The organism is Brevibacterium sp. VCM10, assembly GCF_000583215.1.
In the GTDB taxonomy this organism is placed as follows: Bacteria; Actinomycetota; Actinomycetes; order Actinomycetales; family Brevibacteriaceae; genus Brevibacterium; species Brevibacterium linens.
Map to the genome: position 1 here is coordinate 47,686 of NZ_JAJB01000015.1, position 20,766 is coordinate 68,451.

A 20,766-nucleotide genomic window follows, 5' to 3' on the forward strand; every position below is an offset into this window, starting at 1 on the left:
TGGATGGTCGGGCTCAGCCGCGGGACGTGCGCAGTTTCACCCACCCGGTGTCGCGGCGTTCGGCCAGTCCGGCCAGGTCGAGTGCGGTCAGCGAGTTGAGCGCATCTGCGATCGTCAGTCCTGCCCGCGAGGCGATGGTCCCGACATCGAGCGGTTTCGATACGGTCAGCGCATTCAGGCAGATCTTCTCCCGCTCATCAAGCGCTTCACGGGGGTCGGGAGGCGGCGGACGTTCTCCGTTCTCTGCGGCGGCGCCCGCCCCGGTCGCGTCGAAGAGCGACGGAGTCTCGTCGAAGAGCGCGGGAGTCTCGTCGTCCATGAGTGCGATGACATCGTCGCTGCAGGTGACGAGTTCTGCTTCGTGCTCGCGCACGAGCTTGTGGGCCCCGGTCGACGACGCCGAATACACAGATCCGGGGAAGGCCGCGACCTGCCGGGAGAGTTCGAGGGCATGCCGCGCGGTGTTGAGTGCTCCGCTGCGCCAACCGGCTTCGACGATGACGCTGACCTGCGACGAGGCGGCGATGAGTCGGTTGCGCAGCAGGAATCGGTGGCGCATCGGCGTCATTCCCGGTGCGGTCTCGGACACGATGGCGCCGGTGGCGAGGATCTGTTCGAACAGGTCGGCGTTCGCCGCCGGATAGAAGCGGTCGACTCCCCCGGCCATGAATGCCACCGTCGGCGCTTCCCTGGCGATGGCGGCTCGATGGGCGGCTGCGTCGATGCCGAAGGCGCCTCCGGACACGACGGTGATTCCGCGAGCGGCAAGATCCCATGCGAGGTCCGAGGCGCATTTGGTTCCGTAGCTGCTGGCGGCTCTGGCCCCGACGACGGCCGCGGCTCGAGTCAGGACGGTGCTGAGGGAGGCAGCTCCGCGCACCCACAGACCCAAGGGTGCTGCGGGACCGAGGTCGTCGAGCATTCGGGGCCACTCATCGTCATCGGGAATGACCAGACGTCCGCCGATTCTCGCGATGCTGTCCAGATCATTCCCTCTCGTCGCGGCATCCCCGGCTCGCACCGCCCACCGGTCGATGGCCTCGGGCATCTGCCCGTGTTCGGCTGCCTCGGTGCCGGTGACTGTCAGACCGTGGACGGCTTCGTGAGCCGTGGTCTCACCGCGGCCGACGGCCATGATGATCCCTCGGGCGGCGACCGGGCCGATCCCGTCGACGAGCCGTTTGAGCAGACCGTCGCCGGGCTCGCCGATGCGCAGCAGTGAGGCGATGGCTGCGCGGACGTCCTCATCAGTGTTCACGGTTATGACTCCTGTGTCCTCAGGGCGAGCGCCGTTCTCATCGTGTCGGGGTCGGGTCCGGGTTTCCCGGCCAGATCGGCCAGAGTGGTGGCGACGCGCAGCACCCTGTCATAGCCGCGCATGGTGATCCGGCCCGTGTCGAGCGCCCGGTCGAGATCGGACAGGTCTGCCGGTGTGAGTGCGAAGTGGTCGCGCAGCCAGGCTCCGGGCGCTTCGGCGTTGAGCCTCCAGTCGCAGTCGGCGAAGCGTTCGGCCTGCCGGTTCCGCGCGTCGAGTACGCGGGCCGCCACTGTGGCGCTCGTCTCCTGATCCCCGCCGAGGCGGAGGTCGGCCGGGGAGACGGGAAAGAGTTCGAGCTGCAGGTCGACTCGGTCGAGCAGCGGCCCCGACAGCCGATTGCGATAGCGGCGTTTGTCCAATGGTGTGCATCGACAGTCCGCACCGACCCCGGCCATCCCAACCCCGCAGGGGCAGGGGTTCGCGGCCATGATGAGTTGGAACGACGCCGGAAGCACCATCGATCCCCACGCACGGTGGATGTGGACGCGACGGGATTCCATCGGCTGCCGCAGGGCTTCGAGGACATCGCGGGAGAATTCGGGAGCTTCGTCCATGAACAGCACCCCGCGGTGGGCACGGCTGAGCACTCCGACCGTTCCGGGTCGGCGTCCGCCGATGAGCGCCGAGGCGGTGCTGCGGTGGTGGGGTGCTTCGAACGGGGGCCGGTGGTCGAGTCCGTCGCTGCCGTCGAGTTCCCCGCGCAGGGAGCGGACAGCGGCGAGCTCGACGGCTTCATCGTCGTTCAGCGGCGGCAGGATTCCGGGCAGACATTGAGCGAGCAGGGTCTTGCCCGCTCCCGGTGTGCCGCGCATGAGCAGGTTGTGGCCGCCCGCGGCGGCGACTTCGAGGCCGAATCGCCCTTCGGCCTGTCCTTGGACTTCGCAGAGATCGTGGAGCTCCGGGGTCACCGGGACGGGCCGATCCATGTCGAGGACCGCCGGCAGTGCGGGTACGGCCATCGAACCGCCATAGGCATTGACCACCTCGGCCAGAGAGGCGACCGGGAGGACTCTGGCCCGTCCGATGAGCCGTGCCTCGTCGGCGTTGCCGATGGGGACGACGAACCGGTCGAAACCGGCCTGCAGCGCTGTGTGCAGGGACGGGAGCACCCCGGTGACGGGACGGATTCTGCCGTCGAGTCCGATCTCACCGCAGTGGATGACGCTGCCGGTGTCCTCGGTGGTGATCAGCGACAGCGCTCTGAGCACGGCGACGGCGATGCCGAGGTCGAATGCGGTGCCGATCTTCGGCACTGTCCCAGGGGTGAGATTGATGGTCAGGTGTTCTGTGGCGACGGGTTCTCCGAGGTAGGCCAGGGCTGCCCGAAGTCGTTTGCGCGATTCGCTCACCGAGGCATCCGGCAGTCCGACGATGTCGATTCCGGGCAGTCCGGCGCTGACGCCGGCTTCGATCGACACCATCTTCCCGATCAGTCCCCACAGTGCCACGGCGGAGGCCCGTCCGATGATCTGCGCCGAGGCGGCGGGTCCGACATCGTCGGCTACGGCCCGCTCGTCCGGATCGCGCGGTTCTGCCGGCTCGCGCGGTTCTGCCGGCTCGAGCGGTTCGTCCGGCTCGAGCGGTTCGTCCGGCTCGGCCGGCTCGACCGCCGGTTCCTCCTGTCCCGGGGTCTCCTCACTCATGAGTCGACCTGGATGTTCGGGCAGTGGAAGTACTGGACGCGCGGTTCCATGATGATTCCGAGCGCATCGATGCGCGTGGCCGGAAAATATTCGTCCTGCCCGCTCAGCCAGATCCCGGCCAGTGTGCGGATGCGGGCGAGCTTGGTTCGGGTCACGGCTTCCAGCGGTGATCCCAGCAGTGCGGTGCGCCGTGTCTTGACCTCGACGAAGACCGCAGTGTCACCGTCGCGGGCGATGATGTCGAGCTCTCCTCGTGCGCACCGGAAGTTGCGTTCGAGAACGACCAGACCGGCGTCCTCCAAGAACGCGACCGCGAGGTCCTCTCCCCTGCTGCCGAGCGCCCGCTTACGCAGGCCCTTCACGGTCCGCGTGCTCTTCGACGCTCGTGTCCGACCGGGTGTTCGTATCCGTCCCATGTCCGTCAGATGACCACGACGCCATGGCTCTGCGGAAGAGCAGAAGAAGAGCCTGTGGACGGTGCCCGACCATCCACAGGCCCACGACGGTCAAGTCAGAGCCGCGTCCACAGCGATCGGCGCGCGAGTGGTCGAGCCCAGCTGCCGACGATGATGCGAGGAAGCCGCCTCAGCCGCGGATCGCCGTCGGCGGTTCGAGATCGGACTTCGCGATCTCCTCGATGTTGACGTCCTTGAACGTCAGCACGTGCACGGTCTTGATGAACCGGGCCGACCGGTAGCTGTCCCACACCCAGGCGTCGCGCAGGGTGAGTTCGAAGTACACGTCGCCGGCGTCGTTGTGGGCCTTGAGGTCGACATGGTTGGCGAGGTAGAACCGACGCTCGGTCTCGACGACATAGGCGAAGAGACCGACGACGTCCCGGTATTCCTTGTACAGCGCAAGCTCGAGTTGCGCTTCGTAGTCGTCAAGATCATCGGCACTCATGACAGGCCCTCCTTCGCTCTTGAGTCCGCGCTCAGGCGGAAGCTTCTCCGGTGGTGGATGCTGGGGCCGAGTTCGGCGATGCCCTGTCGGTGCTTCACCGTCCCGTATCCCACGTTCGATTCCCAACCATAGTGCGGATGAGCCTCGGCGAGGGTGATCATCGTCTCGTCACGTGCCACTTTCGCCACGATGCTTGCCGCCGCGATCGCCGGTACCGAGCCGTCGCCCTTGATCACGGTGCGCACCGGCGGCAGTTCGAGGTCGGCGCAGTCTCCGAATATCCCCAGGCAATCGAGGGTGAGTGGGGCCGAGAGCCAATCGTGGCGGCCGTCGAGGAGCACCATCGTCCGGTCGGGGAATTCGCCCACCGAGGCGGCTCTGCCATCGACATCGACACCGCCCGAACCGTTCTGTTCGGAACCGACCGAACCATGCCCCTCGGAACGCGGGTCCGCCCAATCGCTGAGCATCGAGATCATGGCGCGGCGTCCGGCAAGGTTGAGAGCCATCGTCATCCCCACCTCGTCGAGTTCGGCAGGAGTCGTCGACCCCACCGCCGCGGCGGTCGCCCACGACCGCACTCGCTCGGTGGCCTCCTGCCTCGACAGTGCGCTCAGCTGCTTCGAATCATGGATGCCGGCGGGCACCTCGGCGGCGGTGAGAGCGCGCAGATCGAACAGGGCGACACCGACGCTGACGGGCCCGGCCAGGGCGCCGCGGCCCACTTCGTCGACCCCGATGACGTAGTCGAATCCCTCGCTGAGCAGTCGGCGTTCGACGCTGAGGTCGGTCAGTCCACGTGCGGCCATCAGTTCCCGGTGATCCCCTCTGCGGTGTCCGGCACGTCCGCGAAGACTTCGTCGGGGGTCGAGACCCAGCTGAAGTGTTTGAACGGCCAGTTGATGAGGAACACGGTGCCGACCACGTCGTCCTCGGCAACATAGGGGTCGGTGTCCATGTGGTAGCGGGAATCGGCGGAGTTGCTGCGGTTGTCACCCATCACCCAGTAGTGGCCCTCGGGCACGGTGACTTCGAATTCGACCTCCGAGGGAGCAGTGCCCTCATCGAGGTAGGTTTCGTCGATCGGTTCGCCGTTGACCAGCAGGCGTCCTTCTGCGTCGCAGCACTTGATCGTGTCACCGCCGACGCCGATGACGCGTTTGATCAGCTGATTGCCCGCGTCCGAGGGTGCCAAGCCGATGAATTCGAGGACCGGGTTGGGCGTGTATTCGGCGGTCTCGGCCGCCGAGAGCCAATGATCGGGGTCGTCGAAGACGATGATGTCGCCGCGGTCGGCGGGTCCGAAGCGGTGAGCCAGCTGGTTGACGAGGACCCGGTCATCGACCTGGAGGGTGGTCATCATCGATTCGGACGGGATGTAGAACGCGCGGACGACCCACGTCTTCAGCGCCGTCGAGATGAGCAGGGCGATGACGATGATCGCCAGGGTCTCCAGCAGCCCGCGCGCGAACCGTTTCGAGGCGGGCGGCGGGGAAGCTTCGGATTCGCTTGTCATTCGTTCGCTTTCACATCGGACCAGGTCTGCGGCGGTTCGGACCAGCACTGCGGCTGTGGACTGAACCGAGCGTATCAGCACGACCGGAGCCTCACTCCCAGCCGCAGTGCAGTTGAGTGCGAACGCTCAGCCGTCCGCGCAAGGCTCAGATGACGCCGAATTCCCCTCACCGAGGCGGGCCCCCGACCTCGCGTGTGAGAGGTCGGGACGGGAGTATGAGCACCACGTGTCAGCTCCCGCGGGTTCGAAAATCATGCGCACCGATCGAAATCACTGCATTTGCACTTTGGACCCGCCCTCACCGAGGCGGCGCTCAGTCGATCGAGGAGCCGTGCCCGATCACGGGGCCGATGACCCGATCGGTGGGGATGAATCCCCCACCGGGCCGTCCCAGCAGCGACCGGGAATCGGCGGATTCATTGCGGTTGTCGCCCATCACCCACATGGTGCCGTCGGGGACTTCGACGGAGAATTCCACCGCCGAGGCGGGAGTGGGGGCATAGTCTTCGCGCAGAGGTTTGCCGTTGAGCAGCAGACGCCCCTTCGCGTCGCAGCATTCGAGGCTGTCACCGCCGACGGCGATGACGCGCTTGACGTAGTAGACGTCCCGGGGGCCGAGTCCGACCCAGGAGCCGATCTTCTGCAGAGGTGTGGGCAGCGCATCGTCGACGAACGATCCGCGACCGTCGAAGACGACGATGTCTCCGCGTTGGAGGTCACCGCGCAGCGCATCCGGACGCCACACCGTGATCGAATCGTCGACCTTGAGCGTCGGCTCCATCGAAGCACTCGGAATGGTGAAGCGCTGGATGACGAACCCGCGGACCGATCCGCCGAGGACGATGATGACGACGACGATCGCCGCAATCGTCTTCCAGAACCGTGCCGAAGACAGAAGACGCGACCCGAAGGTCGCGTCTTCATGTCTGATCGGCACCGTGTGATCATCGCCCACAGTGCCGGGCAAATCAGGCCTTTTCGCGGATGCGAGCAGCCTTGCCGCGCAGTTCGCGCAGGTAGTACAGCTTCGCACGGCGCACTGCACCGCGGGTGAGGACCTCGATCTTGTCGACGTTGGGCGAGTGCACCGGGAAGGTACGCTCCACACCGACGCCGAAGCTGATCTTACGAACGGTGAAGGTCTCGCGAACGCCGTCGCCCTGGCGACGGATGACGATTCCCTTGAAGACCTGGATACGCGAGCGCGAACCTTCGATCACCTTGACGTGAACGTTGAGGGTGTCGCCCGGGCGGAATTCGGGAACGTCAGACTTCAGCGAGGCTGCATCTACAACATCGAGCTTCTGCATTGTGGTTTCTCCTGTGGCCTCTGCTTCAGGTCGAGGACACGCATATCGGACCGGTGAACCGGTAGCTGGATCGTCTGTCGGGATCTCTCCCCGTCGACCCGCCGAATCTCTGCGGCGAGCCACCGTGGGCACTCATCCCCCTGAAGCAGGTGAGCGCCAACAAACGCGACGCTCTATTCTGTCACGGTTGAGCGCTCGGACTCAAACCGCTGAAGCGCCGCGAGGTCGTCCTTGCTCAGGTCATCGAGTCTCTCGAGCAGATCCGGTCTGACATCCGCGGTGCGTTCGAGACGTCGGTCACGTCGCCACCGGGCGATCGCGGCATGGTTGCCGCTGAGCAGGATCTCGGGCACGTCACGTCCGCGCCAGTTCGCCGGCTTCGTGTAGATCGGGTATTCGAGCAGTCCGTCTTCGTGGCTTTCCTCGGTCAGCGACTCGGGGTTGCCGATGACGCCGGGGATGAGGCGGCTGACGGCTTCGATCATCACCATCGAGGCGACTTCGCCGCCGTTGAGCACGTAGTCGCCGATGCTCATGGGCAGCAGTTCGAAGTGCTCGCCCGCCCAATCGATGACACGCTGGTCGATGCCTTCGTAGCGTCCGCAGGCGAAGACGAGGTGGTCGCGGGCGGCGAGGTCCTCGGCGATGCGCTGATCGAACACCTGCCCGGCAGGGCTGGGCACGATGAGCGTCGGCTTGCCTCCGGCTGCAGGACCCGCACTCTGAGCACTTTCCGGGCCTTCGCCCTCCGCACTGCTGCGACCTGCCAGGATGTGCTCGAGAGCCAGGGCCCAGGGTTCGGCCTTCATGACCATGCCCGCTCCCCCACCGTAGGGCGAGTCATCGACGGTGTTGTGCCGGTCGAAGGTGAAGTCCCGCAGGTCGTGGACGTCCAGGCTCAGCTGACCGCGGTCGACGGCCTTGCCGATGAGCGAGAGCTGCAGACCGGCAAGATACTCGGGGAAGATCGAGACGACGTCGATCGACATCTGCGGTCCGACCGCCTCGGCGGGGGTCGCACCCTGGGTCACAGGGTCCGATCCAGTCGCTTCGGCGGGGGTGTCGCTGTCGGTCATCGGGGACGATTCGCTCATTCGGCGTCGAAGAGGCCGGCGGGCGGGGTGACGCTGATGCGGCCGGAGTCGATATCGACGTCGGGCACGATCTCGGTGACGAAGGGAATGAGCACAACGTGTCCGTCCGCGTGCTTCATATGGAGCAGATCCTGGGCGGTGCCGTTGGTGACGTCGACGATCTCGCCGACGAGGGCGTCGTTCTCATAGACCTGGAGTCCGATGAGGTCGTCGAGGTACCAGGCATCGGCTTCGTCCTCGTCGTCGTCCGCCTCGGCGAGGATGAGGGTATTGCGGATCTCCTCGGCACGATTGCGATCGGGGACCTCGTCGAAGGCCAGGAGCAGGCGGTCGCGGTGCCACCTCGCCGACTTCAGCGTCAGCACTCCGATATCGGGATCGGTGGCAAAGGTCTCACCGGGATTGAGCCGTTCCTCGGGTCGGTCGGTGCGCACCTCGACGGTGAATTCGCCTTTGATTCCGTGCGGCTTGCCCAGCCGGGCGATCACCGTGTCCATACTGCTCCTCGAAGTGTGCTGTCACTGCCTGTCCGGCCGATCATGCGTCCGGATGACTTCTCTTGCGGTCAGCCGGCGGACCGCCGTGCTCTGGCACCAGTGTAGTCGGCGACCGGCGGATGAATGCACGAGAGGGGATGCAGCGCATCTGCACTGCATCCCCTCTCGGATGTCGGAATTACGCCTCGATGAGGTCCACTCGCACCGACTCACGGCCGGCCAGCGAGTTCATCACGGTGCGCAGGGCCTTGGCGGTCCTGCCTGCACGGCCGATGACCCGGCCGAGGTCGTCGGGGTGAACCCGGACCTCGAGGGTCGTGCCGCGCTGCGACGAACGCGAACGAACGGAGACGTCGTCGGGATGATCGACGATTCCGCGGACCAGATGCTCGAGCGAATCAGGCAACATCTCAGGCTTCAGCGCTTTCTTCAGCGGCCTCAGGTGCGGCTTCGGCTGCTTCCTCGGCCGGAGCCTCGGCAGCGTCAGCGGACTTGCCGCCCTTCTGCGTGATGGCTTCCTTGATCACCGATTCGGCGTTGGGGGCCACGTAGGCTTCCTTCTCCGGCTGCGGCTTGACGGTGTTGACCGCTTCACCCTCGCCCTTGAACTTCTGCCAGTCACCGGTGAGCTTGAGCAGAGCCTTGACCTGGTCGCTCGGCTGTGCGCCGACCGACAGCCAGTACTGTGCGCGCTCGGAATCGATCTCGATGACCGAAGGCTCACGGGTCGGGTGGTAGATGCCGATCTGCTCGATGGCCTTACCGTCACGACGAGTCTTCGAATCAGCGACGACGACGCGGTAGAAGGGTGCACGGATCTTGCCCATGCGGGTCAGACGAATTTTGACTGCCACTTTAGTGGTGTCTCCTTTTGTGTTCTGTGTGCACAGCTGTACCAGAAGAATCGTGGGGTTGATCTGCTGGAAGCCGCGGCTCGGACTATCACTTCGGCGCGGATGAGAGGGCCCGGACCGAGAGCAAAAGTACAAGAGTCAATTGTGCCAGAAGCCTCTACTTCTTGCCACCTGGGAAGATTCCCCCGAAGCCCTTGGGCAGGTTCGCCGGGTCGAATTCCTCATCGGCGCCGAGGTCGACACCGCCGAAGGCCGAACCGACCGGGTCCTGGGTCTTGCCCGCCTTCTTATCGGCCAGCGCCTGCGCCTCCTGCGCACGCTTGGCCGGGTTGCCCGACTGACCGCCCTTGCGGCCCTTCTTCTTCCCCGCGGGTTTCTTCTTCTTTCCACCCACGGCACCAGGCATTCCGCCCATTCCGGGCATCTGCGGCATACCGCCGCCACCGGGCATTCCGGGCATTCCGCCGCCGCCACGGGTCATCGACCGCATCATCTTCTGCGCCTGCGTGAAGCGCTCCATGAGCTGGTTGACCGCGGTGACCGTGGTGCCGGCGCCCTTGGCGACGCGGGCACGACGGGAGCCGTTGAGGATCTTCGGGTTGGTGCGCTCCTGGGGTGTCATCGATCTCACAATCGCTTCGACCCGGTCGACCTCACGCTCGTCGAAGTTCGCCAGCTGATCCTTGTACTGGCTCATGCCTGGCATCATGCCCAGCATCTTCTTCATCGAGCCCATCTTCTTCAGGCCCGCCATCTGCGTGAGGAAGTCGTTGAGGTCGAAGTCCTCGCCGGACTCGACCTTCTTCTTGAGCTTCTCGGTCTCTTTTTCGTCGAAGTTCTTCTCGGCCTGCTCGATGAGCGTCATGATGTCGCCCATGTCGAGGATCCGGTCGGCCATCCGGTCCGGATGGAACTGCTCGAAGTCCTTCATCGATTCGCCCGTCGAGGCGAACATGATCGGCTTCCCGGTCACCTCGGCGACGGACAGCGCGGCACCGCCGCGGGAGTCACCGTCGAGCTTCGAGAGCACGACGCCGGTGAAGTCGACGCCGTCGAGGAACGCCTCGGCGGTCTTCACCGCGTCCTGACCGATCATCGCGTCGATGACGAAGAGGACTTCGTCGGGGTTGACCGCGCTGCGGATGTCCGCGGCCTGGGCCATGAGCTCCTCGTCGATGCCGAGGCGGCCGGCCGTATCGACGATGACGACGTCGTGGAGTTTGGACTTCGCGACCTCGATCGAGTCGGTGGCGACCTGGATCGGATCGCCCACGCCGTTGCCCGGCTCCGGGGCATAGACCACGGCACCGGCACGTTCGCCGACGATCTGGAGCTGGTTGACGGCGTTGGGCCGCTGCAGGTCGGCGGCGACGAGCATGGGACGGTGGCCCTCGGACTTCAGCCAGTGGGCGAGCTTTCCGGCCAGGGTGGTCTTACCGGCACCCTGGAGGCCGGCGAGCATGATGACCGTCGGCGGACGCTTGGCGAAGTTGAGGCGACGGGTCTGCCCGCCGAGGATGCCGACGAGTTCGTCGTTGACGATCTTGACGACCTGCTGGCCGGGGTTGAGCGCGGCCGAGACCTCCTCGGACAGGGCGCGTTCGCGGATCCGGCCGGTGAAGGCACGCACGACAGGCAGGGCGACGTCGGCGTCGAGCAGGGCACGTCGGATCTCACGGATGGTGGCATCGACGTCGGCTTCGGACAGCCGGCCCTTCCCGCGCAGATTCTTGAAAGTCGCGGTGAGCCTGTCGGACAGAGAGTTAAACACGTACAAGCCTTCTTCACGATGGTTTGGTCGACTCTCTAGACTAGCAACTCACCCGTGCCGGGCTGAAACCAAGAGTGCTGACAATGCCCCGTGAACCCTCGCCGAGGTGGCGCTGGCCTTCAAGTATTCGTCAATTGCCGAACGCCGAGGCGGCACAAATGCTTCACCTGCAAGCGGAACGGCCGATCGCCTCGGCGGGGTGGTCTGCTTCCACCCTGCCGAGGCGATCAATGAGCACGACGTCGCACTCTCCCCCGTTCACGCGGCCGGCGAGACCCACCGGCCGCCTGGACGGGCGTCTGTTGGGGTCACCGGAACGAGTAGGCCTGCTCGGCGTGTTCGAAGGTGTCGATTCCCTCGAGTTCCTCCCGCGGGTCGATCCGCAGCCCCATCGTCGAGCGCAGGACCAGGGAGATCGCGAGCGTGACGAGACCGGCGAAGACGATGGCCACGAGACAGGCGAGCACCTGTGCAACGAGGAGTTCGAGTCCGCCTCCGTAGAAGAGGCCGGCCGGTCCGTCTTCGTTCGGGAAGGCGAAGAACCCGATCATCACGGTGCCGATGATTCCGGCGACGAGGTGAACGGCCACGACATCGAGCGCATCGTCATAGCGCAGACGGTTCTTCGCTTCGACGGCGAAGATCGCACCGGCGCCTGCCGCGATTCCGATGAGGATGGCTGCATAGGGATCGACGTTCGCACACGCCGGGGTGATCGCGACGAGGCCGGCGATAGCTCCCGAGACGCTGCCGATGCTGCTCGGTCGCGAGGCGCGCAGGCGTTCGATCATGATCCAGGTGATCATGCCAGCGGCAGGTGCTGCCAGCGTGTTGATCCAGATGAGTCCGCCCTGTTCGATGGTGGTGGCGGCACCGCCGTTGAACCCGAACCAGCCGAACCACAGCAGCGCAGCCCCGAGCACGGTGATCGGGATGTTGTGCGGCTTGTGCGGGGTCGAGAAGCGGGCGCGACGACCCATGACGACGACGAGCACCAGGGCGGAGATGCCGGCATTGATGTGGACGACCGTGCCTCCGGCGAAGTCGATGGCCGGCCCGAACAGACTGCCGATCGCGCCGGATTCGCTGAGCAGTCCGTCTCCCCAGACCATGAACGCCAGGGGGCAGTACACGAGGGTCACCCACGCGGCGGAGAAGACCAGCCAGGTGGAGAACTTCGCCCGGTCGGCGACCGCGCCGGCGATGAGGGCGATCGCGATCATCGCGAACGTCGAACCGTAGCCGATGGAGATCAGCGAGGCCGGGTCGTTCGCGACCGAGCCGGTGAGTCCGAGTTCGGACAGCGGGTTGCCGACGATTCCGGCGATCGAGTCACCGGAGCTCAGTCCGTAGCCGAAGAGGACCCAGACGAGTCCACCGACGGCCATCGCGGAGAAGACCATCATCATCATATTGATCGCCGAGGTGATCCGCGTCATTCCTCCGTAGAAGAACGCCACCCCGGGGGTCATGAGCAGCACCAACCCCGCGGCGACCATCATCCATACATTCACTGCATCGAGTTCCATGTCGTCTCTTTCGTCTCTTTCGTGTCTCGGCCGGTTCCGAAACGAACCGGGCAGACACAGTCTGCATGACGCATGTCACAGTGGTGAGTCGTCAATGTTTCCAGAATGTGACAAGCCTGGTCTCACCCTGCGAATATGCGGGTGAGACCAGGCTCGAAGAATGTGCGGGATCAGTTGCGCGACAATGCCGTCGGGACTGCTGAGCGTTCAATCAGCCCTCAGTCAAGCAGCGCGTCGACGAATCCTTCGGCAGTGAATGGTGCGAGGTCGTCGGCGCCTTCGCCGAGTCCGATGAGCTTGACCGGCACGCCGAGCTCACGCTGGACGGCGACGACGATTCCGCCCTTCGCGGTGCCGTCTAGCTTGGTGAGCACGATTCCGGTGATGTCGACCGCCTCGGCGAAGACCTTCGCCTGCTGCATGCCGTTCTGTCCGGTGGTCGCGTCGAGGACGAGCAGCACTTCGTCGATCTCGTGGCCCTCCCCCAGCGGGCGGGTGGCCACCCGCTTGACCTTGCCGAGCTCATCCATGAGGCCGCGTTTGTTCTGCAGCCGCCCGGCGGTGTCGATGAGGACGACGTCGGTGCCGTCGGCCTGCCCCTTCTCGACGGCTGAGTACGCCACCGAGGCGGGGTCGGCCCCTTCGTCCTTGCGGACGGTTTCGACGCCGACGCGTTCGCCCCATGTGGCCAGCTGTTCGGCTGCGGCGGCACGGAAGGTGTCCGCGGCTCCGAGCAGCACGGACTTGTCCTCGGCGACGAGCACACGGGCGATCTTGCCCACCGTCGTCGTCTTCCCCGCACCGTTGACCCCGACCACGAGGATGACGGAGGGGTCGTCGCCCGTGCCGGCATCGGCCAGCGACCGGTCCATCGTCGGGTCGACGAGCGTGATGAGCTCTTCGCGCAGCAGTCCGCGGACCTCTTCGGGGTCCCGGGTGCCGAGCACCTTGACGCGCTCGCGCAGGCGGTCGACGAGTTCGGTCGTCGGTTCGACGCCGACATCGGCGAGGATGAGCGTGTCCTCGATCTCCTCCCAGGCGGACTCATCGAGGTTGTCGCGTGAGAGGAGGTTGAGCAGCCCGCGGCCGAGCCCGGAGTTCGACTTCGCCAGGCGCTGCCGCAGTCGGACGAGGCGGCTGGCCGGTTCGGTGGGAACCTCGGATCCGCGCGTTTCGGCTCTGTCCTTCTCGACCGCCTCGGCGACGTCGTCGATGCTCGGCTCACCGGTGACCTCCGCATCGATGCCGCGCCGCTCATCCAGCCCTTTCTTCCGGGCGTTGACGCGCAGCGAGATGCCTAGCGCGACGACGAGGGCGAACACGATCGCCGCGACGATGAGCAAGATGATCGGCTGATCCATGGTTCTTCCGTCCTCCTTTGAGCGCCGCCGTCCGAGCCGTCGGCACTCGAGTTCCCGGATTCTTCCGGTGGTGTCTGTGTGTCGTTGAGCGCGCCGGAATCAGTCGGCGCGGTCGTCGTTGTCGTGAGTCTCGACCGCTCGAGACCGTGGGTGCGAAGCTCAGGACCCGCGGCTGCCGAAGAGCAGTCCGGCGGTGGTCTTCCACCCGGTTCCCGACTCGGGGATCTTCCAATGGCGGGTGCGCGGGCGCACCGTGATGAGTGAGGGTGCGGCATGGCGTCGGGGTTGGGGACGCAGCACATAGGAGTGGTCGCGGATCGCGGTCACTGCCGCCTGTTCCCTCGTCGCCAGGTGCGAGGTGCCGTCGTCGTGGCCGAAGAACTCATGGACTTCGTCGTCGTAGCCGGTCCACTCGGGCGGCAGTCGGAAGCGCTGCACGTCGGAGGAGTATCGCAGGCGTCCTTCGGCACGCAGGCCGGGCAGAGCCACGAGGAGGACGACGACGAGTGCCAGAGCGAAGGAGATCGCGAGTCCGACGATGACGACGAGTACCGAATTCATGCCCTCGAGCCACCTCGCAGCACAGCAGCCTCGGCCATGGACGTCTCGCTCCTCACGTTCTTTGATTACCTGTGTCTCGGCCCAAGTCTATAGTCCCCGGCGACGACAATTGTGCTGGCCCGCCATACGGCAGTTGCAAAATTCGCTGGGACTGTCCTGGACGTCACCGTCAAACGGCCTTGTGTCCTCATCGCGGGCCCGTCACCTCGGGCGCGGCGGGCAGACCGGGTGCCGTGGTTCACGGAATCCGCTGCGATATGACCTTCGACACCCCATCGCCGTGCATCGTCACTCCGTAGAGGGCATCGGCGATCTCCATGGTCCGCTTCTGGTGGGTGATGACGATGAGCTGCGAGGAGTCCTGGAGCTCCTTGAACACCGTGAGCAGGCGCGAGAGGTTGAGATCGTCGAGGGCCGCTTCGACCTCGTCCATGACGTAGAACGGACTCGGCCGGGCCTTGAAGATCGCGACCAGCATGGCCACGGCGACCAGCGACCGCTCCCCGCCGGAGAGCAGAGACAGGCGTTTGACCTTCTTGCCGGCCGGGCGGGCGTGGACGTCGACGCCAGTGGTGAGCATATCGTTCGGATCGGTCAGGCTCAGGGCGCCCTCACCACCGGGGAAGAGACGGGAGAAGATGTCCTCGAACTCCCGCGCCGTATCCGCATAGGCGTCGGCGAAGACGCGTTCGACGTGCCGGTCGACCTCCTCGACGAGCTGCATGAGGTCCTTGCGCGAGGATTCGATGTCAGCGATCTGCTTCTCGAGGAACTGATGCCGTTCCTTCAGCGCCTCGTACTCCTCGAGCGCAAGCGGATTGACCGTGCCGATGCGTTTGAGCTGCGAAGCCGCCTGCTTCTGCCGCTTCTCCACCTCGGCGCGCACATACGGACGATCCTCGACGTCCTCATCGAATGACGGGACGGGCAGATGCGGCCCGAATTCGTCGATGAGACGATCGATGCCCAACCCCGTCTCCTCTTCCGACCGGTGTGCGATCTCCTCGAGTTTCAGCCTGAATCGCTCCTTCGCCAGTTCCGCCTCGGCGGCGGCGTCCTTGAGCTTCTGCAGCTGTGTTCGCGTCGACCCCAATTCCTCGCCGAGGCGGCCCTTCTCTTCGCGCAGACCGCCGCGTTCGTCGACGAGGACCTGGATCGCCTCACCGAGTTCGGCCACCGTGGAGGTCGCCAGCTCCGCGGCGTCGGCCGCCGTCTCGGCGATGAGCTGCACCGAGGCGGCCGCGCGCTTCTTCTTCGCGATCGCGCGCTGCGTCTGCTCCCGCGCCGCCTCTTCGGCCTTCGCCGCTCGCAGGAGGGAGTCGACCCGGTCGCTGAGGAACCGGGCCCGGTCGGCGGCCGATCGGTGGCTGATGCGGGCTTCGACGAGGTCGTCGGCGGCCTGGGCGACCTGGGCGCTGAGCTCGTCCCGGGCCGCGGTGTCGACGACTTCGTCGACCTCGGCGGCGGACGCCAGTGCCGCCGCGGCCGATTGGGAGTCACGTTCTGCGGCGGTCAGGCGGGCGTCGAGTTCGGTGGCGTTGTCCTGCGCGCGCTGCAGTCGAGTGCGGGCCACGCCGATCTCACCGGTGATGCGCGAGACCTCCTCGGCGGCGGCCATGATCTTCGCATCCGAGGAGTGGAGAGCGTCGAGCGCCGCGGCCGATTCCTCCCGCGCTGCGCTCAAGCGCGGTTCGAGTTCCCTCAAGGAGGCGTCGAGCTTGCCTGCCCGGTCCTCGAGGTCGGTGATCTGGGACCGGGTGTCCTCGAGCGCGGTCTGTGAGGCTAAGCGTGTGCCCGAGGCGGTGCGGGCCCGGCTGATGCGGGTCGCGGTGAGCACTTCCCCGGCGACGGTGACGGCGGTGAGTTCCGGTCGGGACTCGGTCAGCTCGATTCCGGTGCGCGCGTCGGGGACGCAGACGACTCCGTGCAGGGCCCGGGCCACCAGAGTCCGCAGTTCGGGAACGTCGCTGTCGACGACTTCGGAGAGCCAGCGCAGGTCGCCCAGGGCCGGCAGCTCCGGCAGCGTCTCGAGGGCACTCCCCTGGCCCTTCCCGGTCGCTGATTCGACCCCGGCGGGGATCGTCAGTGACACGTTCGTGTCCTCGCCGAGGTGGTCGAGCACTGCCAGCGCCGCTGCGCTGTCATCGACGATGACGCCGGAGACCGTGGTCGACAGCGCGGCGGCCGCGGCCATTTCGAAGCCGTGGTCGACGCTCAGCCGTTCGGTCACGGCGGTGCGCACCCCCGGCAGTTCGGCGTTGACGATGTCGTCGAGGTCGGCTTCCAGTGCGGTGCCCAGGGCCAGAGCTTCCGCGCGGGCCTTCGCCGATGACAGTTCGGACGCGACCTGCGCCCGCTGCTCCTGCAGGCCGCTGCGTTCGGTCTCCAACTTCTCGAGGCTCTCCTGCGCCGCCTCGTACGCGGAGTCGAGTTCGGTCTCACCGGCCTCGACGTCCTCGACTCCGGTCTCCGCGGTTTCGAGGTCCCTCTCACGCTCGGCGATGCGGGCGGTGACGGTGTCGATCTCTGCGCGGTTGGCTTCGATCCGAGACTTGAGGTCGGTGATCCGCTCGGCCGCCTGGGTCTGCTTCGACTGCAGGGCCGAACGGTTCTTCACCGCTTCGGTGATGGCGATCTGTGCGGCCTTGACCTCGTCTTCGGCGCTGCGCAGCGCCTGGGTGAGCTCGTCCTTCCGCTGCTGACTGGCCTCGAGTGCGTTCGTCTTCTCGGTCACGGCCGCTTCGGCCTCTGTGAGTTCGGAGCGGTTGCGTTCGGCTTGGGCGCGCAGCTCTTCGGGTGACTTCGCTTCCCTCTGCCCCAAGCTAGTGACTTCCGACAGCAGGTGGGAGCGTTTGTCCTCGGCCCGGCGGCTCAGTCCCTGGGCGCGCACGATCTGCGTCTGTGTCCGCGATTCCGCGGTGCGTTGGACATCGAGTTCGGAGTCGAGTTCGGACAACCGGGCTTCGATCTCCGACAGCCGCGCCTCGGTGCGGGTGCGGCGGTGGTCGAGTTCGGTGATGCGGTCGCTGTGGTCGTCGCCCTCGCTCGTCGAGGCCAGGGAGGACTGCATCCGCACGGCATCGTCGGCGAGCAGCCTGGCGGTGGCGTCACGCAGCGTCGCCTGCACGGTCGCGGCCTTCGCAGCGGCTTCGGCCTGCCGCCCCAGGGGTCCCAACTGCCGGTTGAGTTCGGTGCGCAGATCGGTGAGCCGGTCGAGGTTCGTCTGCAGTCCGGTGAGTTTGCGGACCGCCTTGTCCTTGCGGCGTCGGTGCTTGAGCACCCCGGCGGCCTCTTCGATAAAGCTGCGGCGCTCCAGCGGGTCGGCGTGGAGGATCGCATCGAGGCGGCCCTGACCGACGATGACGTGCATCTCCTTGCCCAGGCCGGAGTCGTTGAGCAGCTCTTGGATGTCGAGCAGCCTGGCCGGGGCACCGTTGACGGCGTATTCGGAACCGCCGGTGCGGAACAGGGTCCGCGAGATCGTCACCTCGGTGTAGTCGACGGGGATGGCTCCGTCGGTGTTGTCGATGGTCAGAGTCACCTCGGCGCGTCCCAGGGCCTGGCGTTTCGAGGTTCCGGCGAAGATGACGTCGTCCATCTTTCCGCCGCGCAGATTCTTCGCGCCCTGCTCGCCCATCACCCAGGACAGGGCGTCGACGACGTTGGACTTGCCCGAGCCGTTGGGTCCGACGACGCAGGTGATCCCCGGCTCGAATCGGAGGGTCGTCGCCGAGGCGAAGGACTTGAATCCCCGCAGTGTCAGGCTTTTGAGATGCATATTGGCACCCAGCATATCGGCAGGCGGCGGCGAGATCCCGAATCTTTTGGTAGAGTTTCTCCTCGTGCGCAGATCACTGCGCATCTTTCCTCCGTAGCTCAGTTGGCAGAGCATTCGACTGTTAATCGAAGGGTCGCTGGTTCGAGCCCAGCCGGGGGAGCATAAAAGGCCCCGTCGTCACCGACGGGGCCTTCTCAGTCCTAGCGCGGCGGTGGGTCTTTGACCGCGGTGGGCACACTGCGACGAGCAGAATACGGTGAACGGAGCGCTCGGAGAGGCAGAACCTGATCGGATGAATACAGTTATCAGACGCGAGGGGAACATCTCGAAGTTCGTCGGATGGATGCTGGTCGTCATGGCGATACTCGCGTTCATCACCCTCATCGTCATCGCCGTCGTCGGCGACCCTGTGGCCCTCATCTTCCTCTTCGGCCCGGTCATCCTGCTCATCGGCGCCTGGGTGAACTTCCACATGGGTGCTCGCGCCCGGTTGGAGATCACTCCTGAGGAGTTCATCTGGTGCGGCTTCACCGGCAGACCTCATCGGATCGCCTGGCTGGATCTCGACCGCATTCTCATCCCCGCCCCGGGTTCACGCCCGCGGCTGGCGGCGGCCGCGCGTCTCAGGAGCGGTCGGATCGTCGAGGTCGACTCGCTGTGGCTGTCTCCGACGAACCCCGCGAACGTACTCACCCCGCCCGACCACGGCGAGGCGCAGAGAGCCCTCATCGACGGCCACAAGGCTTATCTGGCACGAATGTCCCAGCAGTCCGATCTCCCCGGCCGCTGATCGCAGGCATCGCGCACCCGGAGCGTCATGTCAGCGCGCTGCACCGGTGCAGACAGCCGCTGCCGGTGACTGATGGAGTGCTGACAGGAGGAAGCGCGACGAACGCGAGGAAATACGAGCAGCGGTGAGGGGCATCCCGCCTACCGATACCGCGGGACCTTCTGGCACACGGGGCAGTAGTGGGTTCCGCGTCCGCCGACGGTGATCTTGACGATCTCGGTCCCGCAGCGCACGCATTCCTGTCCCCCGCGCCCGTAGACGAGCAGGGCGCGATCGAAGTATCCGGATTCGCCGTTGACGTTGACGTAGAGAGCGTCGAAGCTCGTCCCGCCCACGGCCAGGGCGTCGCTCATCACTGTCGTCGCGGATTCGATGACCGCGGTCAGGCGGTTCTTCCGTGTCCGCGCCGGCACTGCCAGGGGGTGGACTCCCGCCCGGAACAGCGCCTCATCAGCGTAGATGTTTCCGATTCCGCTGACCAGCGTCTGGTCGAGCAGCGCGGCCTTGATCGCCGTGCGCTTCTTCGCAAGCTCCGCCACGACCCGTTCCGGATCGAACGCGGCTTCGAGCGGATCGGGGGCGATATGGATCGCCGAGGCGGGGACGAGTCGCCCGTACCCGTGGACGAGGGGTTGGACGCCGATATGGCCGAAGATCCGTTGGTCGACGAAGCGCAGTTCGCGCTCGCTGTCGAGGCGCAGGACCGCACGCGTGTGCCGGTGGAGCTCCTCGCCGGGCGAATGGATGCGCAGCTGTCCGCTCATGCCCAGATGCACGAGGATGCCGAGTTCAGGCGTCAGCGGCGAGCGAGCCCCCGAGCCCGCCGTCTCCGAGGAAGGCGCAGTCGCCTCTCCCAGGCTCAGCCACATGAACTTCCCGCGCCGTTCGGCCTTGAGGATGTGTGCCCCGGTCACAGCCGAAGCGAACCCGGAGACCGCGGACGGATCGATGCGCCGCTGGGACGTCGTGCCCAGAATTCGGGGGTCGGCCACTTCGGCGCCGGTGATCGTGGTCCCGGCCGTCCATTCGTCGACGCCGCGACGGACACTTTCGACTTCGGGAAGCTCAGGCATCAGTGACCCTCGATTCGATCAGGCATACGCCCGTGAGCGCACAAAGAGACCACGGTGAGGCTCAGCGCCGGTAGTCCGGGTAGATGGTGCGGATGGCTTTGACGGCCACCTCGGCGGCCGCGGCTTCGGCGGCCTTCTTCGACGAACCGTCGCCGGCGCCCCAGTTGTTCGCCCCGAGCATCGCGGTGGCGGTGAACACCATCGCATGGTCGGGCCCGGCCGAGGTGATCTCGTAGCTCACGGCACCGAGGTCGAGGTCGGCAGCCGCTTCCTGCAGGGTGGTCTTGAAATCCATCCCCGCGCCGAGGTTGACCGCGTCGTCGAGCATGCCGTCGATGAGGCGGTGGACGAAGGCGAAGGCCTCTTCGCGTCCGCGGGAGACGAAGGTCGCGCCGATGAGCGCTTCGACCGTGTCGGCGAGGATCGAGTCCTTGTTCCGGCCTCCGGTCAGCTCCTCACCCTTGCCCAGCAGAATGTGCTCGCCGATGCCGTGCCGGCGGGCGATCGAGGCGAGGGCGCGCGTGTTGACGACGGCCGAACGCATCTTGGCCAGCTGGCCTTCGGGCAGGTCCGGGTTGTCGTAGAACAGCGACTCGGTGGCGACGAGGCCGAGAACGGAGTCGCCGAGGAACTCGAGGCGCTCGTTGGTGGGGATGCCACCAGCCTCGAAGGCGAAGGAGCGGTGCGTGAGCGCGAGACGAAAAGTCTCGGGATCAATATCGATCCCGAGACTCTTCTTCAGTGCTGCTGTGGTGTCTGTGTCCACAG

General features: G+C 66.0%; 20 protein-coding genes and 1 tRNA gene. 2 read left to right on the top strand and 19 right to left on the bottom strand.

Annotation, left to right across the window (positions count from 1 at the left end; all coding sequences use genetic code 11):
- Positions 1-13: 13 nt before the first annotated feature.
- The 17 genes from dprA to smc form a co-directional block, all read right to left on the bottom strand.
- Entirely contained in the window at positions 14-1,258 is a 1,245-nt protein-coding gene (gene dprA, locus AD89_RS0103945) for a DNA-processing protein DprA (RefSeq protein ID WP_025777310.1), read from the bottom strand.
- Between the two features lie 2 nt (positions 1,259-1,260).
- Entirely contained in the window at positions 1,261-2,961 is a 1,701-nt protein-coding gene (locus AD89_RS0103950) for a YifB family Mg chelatase-like AAA ATPase (protein ID WP_081770323.1), read from the bottom strand.
- Positions 2,958-3,323, bottom strand: coding sequence for a YraN family protein (locus AD89_RS0103955; RefSeq protein WP_025777312.1), 366 nt, complete (start codon positions 3,321-3,323; stop codon positions 2,958-2,960). The genes AD89_RS0103950 and AD89_RS0103955 overlap by 4 nt, the downstream gene beginning before the upstream one ends.
- A gap of 223 nt (positions 3,324-3,546) precedes the next feature.
- On the bottom strand, positions 3,547-3,864 hold the full coding sequence (locus AD89_RS0103960) for a DUF2469 domain-containing protein (protein ID WP_025777313.1): 318 nt from the start codon (positions 3,862-3,864) through the stop codon (positions 3,547-3,549).
- On the bottom strand, positions 3,861-4,673 hold the full coding sequence (locus AD89_RS0103965; RefSeq protein WP_051505034.1) for a ribonuclease HII: 813 nt from the start codon (positions 4,671-4,673) through the stop codon (positions 3,861-3,863). The genes AD89_RS0103960 and AD89_RS0103965 overlap by 4 nt, the downstream gene beginning before the upstream one ends.
- On the bottom strand, positions 4,673-5,380 hold the full coding sequence (gene lepB / locus AD89_RS0103970) for a signal peptidase I (protein ID WP_025777315.1): 708 nt from the start codon (positions 5,378-5,380) through the stop codon (positions 4,673-4,675). Before lepB (AD89_RS0103970) ends, AD89_RS0103965 begins: the two co-directional genes overlap by 1 nt.
- A gap of 313 nt (positions 5,381-5,693) precedes the next feature.
- The gene (lepB, locus tag AD89_RS0103975; RefSeq protein WP_025777316.1) at positions 5,694-6,317 is read right to left on the bottom strand and encodes a signal peptidase I; all 624 of its coding nucleotides are present in this window, start codon (positions 6,315-6,317) and stop codon (positions 5,694-5,696) included.
- Positions 6,318-6,348: 31 nt separating this feature from the next.
- Complete coding sequence (rplS, locus tag AD89_RS0103980) at positions 6,349-6,690, bottom strand: 50S ribosomal protein L19 (RefSeq protein ID WP_025777317.1); 342 nt, start codon at positions 6,688-6,690, stop codon at positions 6,349-6,351.
- Positions 6,691-6,863: 173 nt separating this feature from the next.
- Positions 6,864-7,679 carry a tRNA (guanosine(37)-N1)-methyltransferase TrmD gene (trmD, locus tag AD89_RS0103985; RefSeq protein WP_025777318.1) on the bottom strand — a complete coding sequence of 272 codons (816 nt, stop codon included), beginning with the start codon at positions 7,677-7,679 and terminating at the stop codon, positions 6,864-6,866.
- Between the two features lie 101 nt (positions 7,680-7,780).
- Positions 7,781-8,281, bottom strand: coding sequence for a ribosome maturation factor RimM (gene rimM / locus AD89_RS0103990; protein WP_025777319.1), 501 nt, complete (start codon positions 8,279-8,281; stop codon positions 7,781-7,783).
- A gap of 178 nt (positions 8,282-8,459) precedes the next feature.
- Entirely contained in the window at positions 8,460-8,690 is a 231-nt protein-coding gene (locus tag AD89_RS0103995; protein WP_025777320.1) for an RNA-binding protein, read from the bottom strand.
- A gap of 1 nt (position 8,691) precedes the next feature.
- Positions 8,692-9,135, bottom strand: coding sequence for a 30S ribosomal protein S16 (rpsP, locus tag AD89_RS0104000; RefSeq protein ID WP_025777321.1), 444 nt, complete (start codon positions 9,133-9,135; stop codon positions 8,692-8,694).
- A 157-nt stretch (positions 9,136-9,292) separates the two neighbouring features.
- Positions 9,293-10,906 carry a signal recognition particle protein gene (ffh, locus tag AD89_RS0104005; RefSeq protein WP_025777322.1) on the bottom strand — a complete coding sequence of 538 codons (1,614 nt, stop codon included), beginning with the start codon at positions 10,904-10,906 and terminating at the stop codon, positions 9,293-9,295.
- A gap of 308 nt (positions 10,907-11,214) precedes the next feature.
- The gene (locus tag AD89_RS0104010) at positions 11,215-12,435 is read right to left on the bottom strand and encodes an ammonium transporter (RefSeq protein WP_025777323.1); all 1,221 of its coding nucleotides are present in this window, start codon (positions 12,433-12,435) and stop codon (positions 11,215-11,217) included.
- A 218-nt stretch (positions 12,436-12,653) separates the two neighbouring features.
- Positions 12,654-13,796 (bottom strand): signal recognition particle-docking protein FtsY, encoded by a 1,143-nt coding sequence (gene ftsY, locus AD89_RS0104015; protein ID WP_025777324.1) that lies wholly within the window; start codon positions 13,794-13,796, stop codon positions 12,654-12,656.
- Between the two features lie 159 nt (positions 13,797-13,955).
- Complete coding sequence (locus AD89_RS0104020; protein ID WP_025777325.1) at positions 13,956-14,357, bottom strand: hypothetical protein; 402 nt, start codon at positions 14,355-14,357, stop codon at positions 13,956-13,958.
- Between the two features lie 238 nt (positions 14,358-14,595).
- The gene (smc, locus tag AD89_RS0104025) at positions 14,596-18,135 is read right to left on the bottom strand and encodes a chromosome segregation protein SMC (protein ID WP_025777326.1); all 3,540 of its coding nucleotides are present in this window, start codon (positions 18,133-18,135) and stop codon (positions 14,596-14,598) included.
- A gap of 87 nt (positions 18,136-18,222) precedes the next feature.
- Between smc and AD89_RS0104030 the strand changes: the two genes are divergently transcribed.
- Positions 18,223-18,295: transfer RNA gene (locus tag AD89_RS0104030), tRNA-Asn, on the top strand.
- Positions 18,296-18,427: 132 nt separating this feature from the next.
- Entirely contained in the window at positions 18,428-18,925 is a 498-nt protein-coding gene (locus AD89_RS0104035; RefSeq protein ID WP_025777327.1) for a hypothetical protein, read from the top strand.
- A gap of 140 nt (positions 18,926-19,065) precedes the next feature.
- Here AD89_RS0104035 and mutM read toward each other — a convergent pair whose 3' ends face one another.
- Together mutM and rnc are read right to left on the bottom strand one after the other, a co-directional pair.
- A complete protein-coding gene (gene mutM / locus AD89_RS0104040) occupies positions 19,066-19,998 on the bottom strand; it encodes a bifunctional DNA-formamidopyrimidine glycosylase/DNA-(apurinic or apyrimidinic site) lyase (protein ID WP_025777328.1) in 933 nt (310 codons plus the stop codon).
- Positions 19,999-20,059: 61 nt separating this feature from the next.
- Entirely contained in the window at positions 20,060-20,764 is a 705-nt protein-coding gene (gene rnc / locus AD89_RS0104045) for a ribonuclease III (protein WP_025777329.1), read from the bottom strand.
- Positions 20,765-20,766 lie beyond the last annotated feature (2 nt).

Coding starts and splice junctions, on each gene's coding strand:
- AD89_RS0103950 (WP_081770323.1), bottom strand. CDS start 2,961: ATGAGTGAGGAGACCCCGGGACAGGAGGAACCGGCGGTCGAGCCGGCC.
- AD89_RS0103960 (WP_025777313.1), bottom strand. CDS start 3,864: ATGAGTGCCGATGATCTTGACGACTACGAAGCGCAACTCGAGCTTGCG.
- AD89_RS0103965 (WP_051505034.1), bottom strand. CDS start 4,673: ATGGCCGCACGTGGACTGACCGACCTCAGCGTCGAACGCCGACTGCTC.
- lepB (WP_025777315.1), bottom strand. CDS start 5,380: ATGACAAGCGAATCCGAAGCTTCCCCGCCGCCCGCCTCGAAACGGTTC.
- rplS (WP_025777317.1), bottom strand. CDS start 6,690: ATGCAGAAGCTCGATGTTGTAGATGCAGCCTCGCTGAAGTCTGACGTT.
- trmD (WP_025777318.1), bottom strand. CDS start 7,679: ATGTCGATCGACGTCGTCTCGATCTTCCCCGAGTATCTTGCCGGTCTG.
- rimM (WP_025777319.1), bottom strand. CDS start 8,281: ATGGACACGGTGATCGCCCGGCTGGGCAAGCCGCACGGAATCAAAGGC.
- AD89_RS0103995 (WP_025777320.1), bottom strand. CDS start 8,690: ATGTTGCCTGATTCGCTCGAGCATCTGGTCCGCGGAATCGTCGATCAT.
- AD89_RS0104010 (WP_025777323.1), bottom strand. CDS start 12,435: ATGGAACTCGATGCAGTGAATGTATGGATGATGGTCGCCGCGGGGTTG.
- ftsY (WP_025777324.1), bottom strand. CDS start 13,796: ATGGATCAGCCGATCATCTTGCTCATCGTCGCGGCGATCGTGTTCGCC.
- AD89_RS0104020 (WP_025777325.1), bottom strand. CDS start 14,357: ATGAATTCGGTACTCGTCGTCATCGTCGGACTCGCGATCTCCTTCGCT.
- smc (WP_025777326.1), bottom strand. CDS start 18,135: ATGCATCTCAAAAGCCTGACACTGCGGGGATTCAAGTCCTTCGCCTCG.
- AD89_RS0104035 (WP_025777327.1), top strand. CDS start 18,428: ATGAATACAGTTATCAGACGCGAGGGGAACATCTCGAAGTTCGTCGGA.
- mutM (WP_025777328.1), bottom strand. CDS start 19,998: ATGCCTGAGCTTCCCGAAGTCGAAAGTGTCCGTCGCGGCGTCGACGAA.